Raw genomic sequence first — 6,567 nt, forward strand, 5'->3', positions numbered from 1 at the left:
TTCGGTGCAAGACACGGCCTGTTCAAATGGCCGCTACTTGGCGTACTGATGCGCCGCCTCGGGACGGTTCCCATCTACCGAGCCGGAGACCTCACAGAGAAGAACAGGATGGAACGCCTGGAAGCCAACGAGGCCAGCCTGGATGCACTGGCCCGGCAGCTGGCAGGAGGGTCGTTCTCGGCCCTTTTCCCGGAGGGCCTCAGTCACGACAACCCGCATCTTTCGGAAATCAAGACCGGTGCGGCCCGACTGTACTATAAGGCTGTCGAGCTCGCCCGTCCCGACGAACCCTTGCCGGTCATCATCCCGGTCGGACTGCACTACGATCGTAAGGATATTTTCCGATCGCGGGTCCTGGTGTGTTTTCACGAGCCAATACGGCTCTCGCCCGAATTGAGTATTCGTCAGGGTGAGGAGGTTGATACGGCGAGGCGGCGCGAGCTCTATCGTGCGCTCACGCAACAGATAGAGAAGACGCTGGTCGGAGTCGCCAGGGCAACGGAAGACTGGGATCTGCACCACCTCATGCACCGGCTTCGGAAGTTGGTACGGGCGGAACGAGCTTCGAGAGCGGGTGCGGAGTTGCCGCGCCCCGATATCGCCGAATGGGAGCTGGGCTTCGCCAGGGTGTGGCACGCGTACGAGTCACGACGAAAGACGCACCCGGACGAGATTGAGGCACTCATACAGGATGTTGCGGAGTACGATCGATGTCTCAGAGTTGTCGGACTGGAGGATTACGAGTTATCTCGCAGCCCTCGTGTTACATCGCCACTCTGGGTCGGGATCGTGCTTCTCCAGTTCGTGGCGGTCTTCTTACTGTTCCCGCCGATTCTTCTTGTGGGATATGTAATCAACGTGCTTCCGTACTACGCTCTGAAGGGCGTGAGTCGAGTGTTCTCAAGAGAGACCAAGGATGCCGCCACCGTAAAGATTCTCGGTGGAAGCATCCTCTTCCCGTGTACATGGGCGTTGGCTGCTTTTCTCGCTGCGCGAGCGCATGATGAGATTCATCTCATGTTTCCAACGCTGCCGGATGTGCCGGTCACGGTGGCCGTAGTGACGGTTCTTCTGGGCATCGTAGGTGGCTTCCTGGCTCTGATCTATAACGAGCTCTCTCAGGAATCGTGGCGAGCGCTGCGTGTTAGAATTACCCGCAGGCGACAACGCGACGTTATCAAGAGGCTCAGAGAGACACGCGCAGACATCTACGAAGCGGTCGATCGACTGATGCAAGGACTCGAATTGCCCGGCCGCATTGCCGACGACGGTCGAATCATTTCGGACGAGGAAGACGGCCTTTCGGATGCGCAATCAGACTGAACCGCGTGACAAAATGCGCTTGTTGTCAGGGCGACTCCGGTAGTCATATACTTCCGAATGCGAAACTTCTTAATTCTGATTCTCGGCCTTCTTCCTGTTGCTACATATGCGCAGACGGCGGATCCCTTTCTCGTCGTGCTTGGCATCGCTCAAGATGGGGGCGTTCCACAGGCAGGAACGGTGATGCATCCGGGGTGGGAGGATGCAGCACATCGGCGCCTCGTCGTGTCGCTTGCGGTTGTCGACCCGATCACGTCCGAGCGCTGGCTGTTCGAAGCGACGCCCGATTTCCGAGAGCAACTACACCGACTCGATACAGTATTTCCTGTCGAGAACAGTCCGGGCTTGTCCGGTGTCTTTGTCACGCATGCTCACATCGGCCACTATGCCGGGCTGATGTTTCTCGGTCATGAGTCGATGGGCGCACGGGATGTGCCGGTATATGCGATGCCTCGCATGACCACATTTCTGGACTCCAACGGTCCGTGGAATCAGCTGGTGGCATATCAGAACATCTCGCTTCGGCCGCTGGCGGACGGGATTTCGGTTCGGCTGAACGATCGTCTCAGCGTAACGCCGATCATCGTGCCGCACCGACAGGAATTTGCAGAGGTAGTCGGCTTCCGTATCGATGGTCCAAGTCGCTCCGTGCTGTTCATCCCGGACATCGACTCCTGGGAGGAATGGGATGGCGCGGGTGTCCGTATCGAAGACCGGATAGCGGACGTCGACGTGGCCTATCTCGATGCGACGTTCTTTTCGGATGGCGAGATCCCGGGCCGTGACATGTCCGGCTTCCCGCATCCGTTCATCACGCACAGCATGGCGCGGTTTGGCGGGCTGTCTGATGAAATGCGCTCGAGAATACGGTTCATCCACCTCAATCACACAAACCCTGCTCTACGCCCCGGGAGTGATGCTCGTCGGACGATCCGGGAGAACGGTTTTCGGATTGCGGCGGAGATGGAACAGGTGGGATTGTAGCGAGATCGCGCGCCGTCGTCGTCCGAACCTATATCACTCTCGCCACGGCCGGGATGCGCCGAAGCGCCGCGGTAACCGCCCAGCTCAGGACAAGTGTTCCGACGAATGCCAGCGAGGCTTTGACAAAAGGTGACACCTCCGGACCCAGCAGGAAATACTGTAGCCACGCGGCAATCAGGTAGTGGACAATGTAGATCCCGAACGAGTTGTCGCTCAGGCTGTCGAGAACCACTCGTCGGCGATTTGCAAATCGCAGAAACGTCGCGATGAATGCGGCCCCGATAGTGACACAGCAAATCGTGAACATGGTCCCGCCAATGAACGGACTGGAAGATGCAATGTCCGTCACACGGACCGCCACAAGGAACGCGACGACGGCCGCCGACAACCAGGCCCACCAGTACGTGGCGAGGGGGCCGTCGGCTCGAAAGACGCTCCGATCAATACCATAGGCGCCGACAGCTACGCCTGCAAGAAAGTACACGAGGTAATGCAAGGAGCGACTCGCCTGCACCTTGAACGGGCCCACGCCGATCCACGTCAGCGGTCCAAACATGATCACCATCATACCGTAGGCAGCGGCGGAGATCGCCAACAAGGTCGCGAAGAAAAGGACGGGGCGCGCGAGAGCGGACGTCACTAACGTTCCGTCCGGACGAGCGGGGATAGGCAAGAGTTTATATGCGGCCACGAACAGACCGTTGAACGCCAGCAGGACCCATACGAACCAGAGTGGGCCCGCCGTTCCGAATCCCACCCGAAACAATTCCAGATAGAACTGCACGAAACCGATGTCGCCGCCGAATCCCTGGCTGATCTGTAGTTGTGCCGGGTAATATGTCGGCGCCACGAGAAGCAGAACACCGACGAGGAATGGAATCCCGAGCCGCGTGACACGGGCGCTTAGATATTTGGCGGCGCCCTTGCGGGTCAGGCTCTTCCACACAAACAACCCGGAAACGAGGAAGAGCAATGACATCAGGAAGATGTCGTTGAACCACGCGAATGTATCGAAGCCCGACCAACGCTCGCCGTTGACGACGGGGCTGATGGTCTGGACCGGATTCAGCGGGTTCAGGTACGCAAACGTCGTGTACGGAATGATGGCATGATGGTAGACCACCAGAACGATCGCGGTGGCTCGAAGGTAGTCAAACGCGACCCGGCGTCCTGTGCGCGGGATTACACTCCCCGCGTGAGTTTTGTCTTCTTCTGCGTCCATGATGTGTACCGATGTTACCCGGTCTTCCGAACCGTCTTTGAATCAAGAGCCATGATCGACTCTTTCAGCCAGGATGACGACATACGCGCTCGACCGGCAGCCGTGGTCAAAAAGCGCTAGGATTCAGATCGCAGCATCTCAGCAATTCTCGGACGGGTCGTCTTGATCTGGTCGTAGTCCAGCTTCAATCCCAGTGGTCCGAGCGCTGCCCCGAACGCGTCGTACGCGCCTTTTACATTCTCGAATGGCACTTCGACGGTTTGCAAAGGAGTATGTCCATTGTTGTTCACGGCATTCCGGTCTGCGCCGGTCTCCAGTAGCATCTTGACGATCTCGGTTCGGCAGAAGAAGGCCGCAGTATGAAGCGGAGTTGAGTTGTCGTTGTTTCCGATTTCCAAATTCGCGCCCGCCTGGGTGAGGGCTTTGGCGACCTCGATCCTGTCAAACGTTGCCGCGATGATCAGGGGAGTGGACCCGTAGGCGTCTTTCTCATCCAGGTTCGAACCATTTGCGACATGCTGTCGAATGGCTTCCAGATTTCCCACCAGGGCCGCCTCGTGCAGCCCGACAAGCTGAGTTGCGGGTGGGTCTGAGCGGCCGCAGCTCCACTGTGAAACGAGTAGAAGGGCTACCAATGATAATTTCGCTTGCATGTCGGTCACCTCGCTGTTTGTTTGAATTTAAACCGCTGTCACTCGGGTATGCGTTGAAACAGCCCGAAAACCTTCACGTAGCGGTACGTCGGTGAATCGACTGCGAACGCATGGACCTGCTTGCGGTGGTTGCGGCGCACGTCGACCCTCGTCGTGTATGGTGCGAGGCCTGTTCGGATGGCGAAGCGAGACGAGATCACACGGCTTCTCAAAGCCTGCAGCGGAGGAGATCGGGCATCCTTCGATCGCCTGATTCCGCTGATCTACGACCGCCTGAAGGACGTTGCGCGTGCGAGACTACGCGCCGAAGATCCGGCACACACGCTCAACACGACCGGCCTTGTACACGAGGCGTACCTGAAGCTGGTCCATGTTCGGGACGTCGACTGGCAGGATCGCGCCCACTTCATGGCGATCGCTTCCCGCACGATGCGTCAGATTCTGATCGACGCCGCCCGGCATCGCAAGGCTGCGAAGCGCGGGGCGGGAGAGAAGGCCATGCCGATCACCGAAGATCTCCCGATATCCGACAGTTACTCCGAAACGCTGCTCGATCTCGACGATGCTCTGCAACGCCTCGAAATGCATCACTTTCGGGCCGCAGAAGTCCTTCAACACCGCTACTTCGCCGGATACACGAATGACGACATCGCGCAAATGCTCGGGATATCCCTGAGCACAGTAGAGCGAGAACTGAGGTTTGCCCGTGCCTGGCTCGGACGCGATTGGCACGCCGCAACGAACATCGCAGAGGCTAGATCCAATGGCAGTTGACAAGTCCGAACAACAACAGGTGCGCGAGTTGTTTGAAGTGTGCGTCGGCCTGTCGGAGACGGAACGGCGTCGGCATCTCGACGATTCCGATCCGATTGTTCGTGCGGAGGTCGAAGCACTTCTCGAGGCGAATGACAACGACAGGGAGAGACTCCGGCGACTCGATGAACCGGAGATGCTGGAGTCGTACAGGCCCGTCAGGGGTCAAATGGTCGGTCGGTTTGAAGTGCTGGAGGAGCTGGGCAGGGGAGGAATGGGCGTCGTGCATCTGGCCACAGATACGGCGCTCGACAGGACACTCGTACTCAAGTTCCTCTCACCCTCGATCGCGTCCGACGAACAGGCGCGGGAGCGTTTTGCGAGAGAGGCGAAGGCAGCGTCTGCACTCGACCATCCCAACATCTGCACCGTGTACGATGTCGGCACGACGAGTGCTGGCAGTATGTACATCGCCATGGCGCACTATGAGGGCAAGACGCTCAGCGAAAGGATCGCGGAAGGTTCGTTTACCGTCGACGAAGTGGTCGACATCGCATTGCAGGTGCTCAGCGGTCTGGGACGGGCGCACGACGCCGGGATCGTGCACCGGGACATCAAGCCTGCCAACGTGATGGTGACGAACCGGGGAGAGGTCAAGCTGCTCGACTTCGGACTGGCGAAGACGGCCGATGTGGGGCTGACGCGATCGGGAATGATGATGGGGACGCTGGGGTACATGGCTCCGGAGCAGATCCAGGGGAAGGAAGTCGATTCGCGGGCAGACCTCTGGTCGACGGGCGTGATGTTGTACGAAATGTTATCCGGGCAGCGACCGTTTCGTGGCGAGTATGATCAAGCGATCCTGTACTCGATTGTAAACGAGGAGCCGGCGCGACTCGAGGACATTTCGCCGGAAGTGCCGGCGCCTGTTTGCGAAATTGTCCATGGACTTCTGCAGAAGGATCCGGCTTTGCGAATCGAATCGGCGCATGTGGTTACTGGTAAGCTGAAGGACCTTGGCGCGCTCCCGACGGTGGGTTACGCCGTGGGACCGATCTCGAAGGGACGTCGGAAATGGTTCTCGGTCATTGGCGGTGTAGCGGCGGTAGTTCTCATTCTGGCGGCGCTGGCCCTGTGGTTCGGCAAGAGCGAGGGCGCTGTCATCCAGAACCTCATGGCAGAGGGCGACTACTTCAGAAGTCTGGAGGGACCGCAGTATACGCGGATGGCGATCGAACGCTTTCGCGAGGTCGTTCGCAGGGATAGCACGTACGCGCCAGGGTACGCGAAACTGGCGGAGGGTTACATCCTGCTTGGTGATGACGAGAGTGAGCCCCTGGCGCGGCAGGCTTTGCAGACGGCGATGTCGCTTGATTCAGCGGCATCCGAAGCGCATGTGTCGCAGGGACTGGTCTATGAGTTGTACGATCGTGACTGGTCGCGTGCGGAGTTGGCCTTTCGAAGGGCGATAACGCTCGACCCCACGAACGCAATCGCACACTATGAACTCGGGTGGCTTCTGCTGCGAACAGGTCGCGCGCAGGAGGGGAGAGAACACCTGCGACGTGCTCGCTCCCTCGATTCTTCTTCCGTGCTAACGCTTTACGGCGCAGGGATTTCGGAGTACTACAC

General features: G+C 58.8%; 6 protein-coding genes. 4 read left to right on the forward strand and 2 right to left on the reverse strand.

Annotated elements, in window-relative coordinates; genetic code table 11:
* Together HKN37_15600 and HKN37_15605 are read left to right on the forward strand one after the other, a co-directional pair.
* The coding region (locus HKN37_15600) for a hypothetical protein (protein NNE48076.1) at window positions 1-1,323 on the forward strand (1,323 nt) is incomplete at its 5' end.
* A gap of 57 nt (window positions 1,324-1,380) precedes the next feature.
* Window positions 1,381-2,307 carry a pyrroloquinoline quinone biosynthesis protein PqqB gene (locus tag HKN37_15605; GenBank protein NNE48077.1) on the forward strand — a complete coding sequence of 309 codons (927 nt, stop codon included), beginning with the start codon at window positions 1,381-1,383 and terminating at the stop codon, window positions 2,305-2,307.
* Between the two features lie 28 nt (window positions 2,308-2,335).
* On the opposite strand, the gene HKN37_15610 is transcribed toward HKN37_15605, so the two are convergent.
* Window positions 2,336-3,529 carry an acyltransferase gene (locus HKN37_15610; protein ID NNE48078.1) on the reverse strand — a complete coding sequence of 398 codons (1,194 nt, stop codon included), beginning with the start codon at window positions 3,527-3,529 and terminating at the stop codon, window positions 2,336-2,338.
* Between the two features lie 116 nt (window positions 3,530-3,645).
* The gene (locus HKN37_15615; protein ID NNE48079.1) at window positions 3,646-4,182 is read right to left on the reverse strand and encodes an ankyrin repeat domain-containing protein; all 537 of its coding nucleotides are present in this window, start codon (window positions 4,180-4,182) and stop codon (window positions 3,646-3,648) included.
* Window positions 4,183-4,359: 177 nt separating this feature from the next.
* Between HKN37_15615 and HKN37_15620 the strand changes: the two genes are divergently transcribed.
* Window positions 4,360-4,956, forward strand: coding sequence for a sigma-70 family RNA polymerase sigma factor (locus HKN37_15620; GenBank protein ID NNE48080.1), 597 nt, complete (start codon window positions 4,360-4,362; stop codon window positions 4,954-4,956).
* On the forward strand, window positions 4,946-6,567 hold a 1,622-nt coding region (locus tag HKN37_15625), incomplete at its 3' end, for a protein kinase (GenBank protein ID NNE48081.1). The genes HKN37_15620 and HKN37_15625, both read left to right, overlap by 11 nt.

It is taken from the genome of Rhodothermales bacterium (assembly GCA_013002345.1).
Taxonomy (GTDB): domain Bacteria; phylum Bacteroidota; class Rhodothermia; order Rhodothermales; family JABDKH01; genus JABDKH01.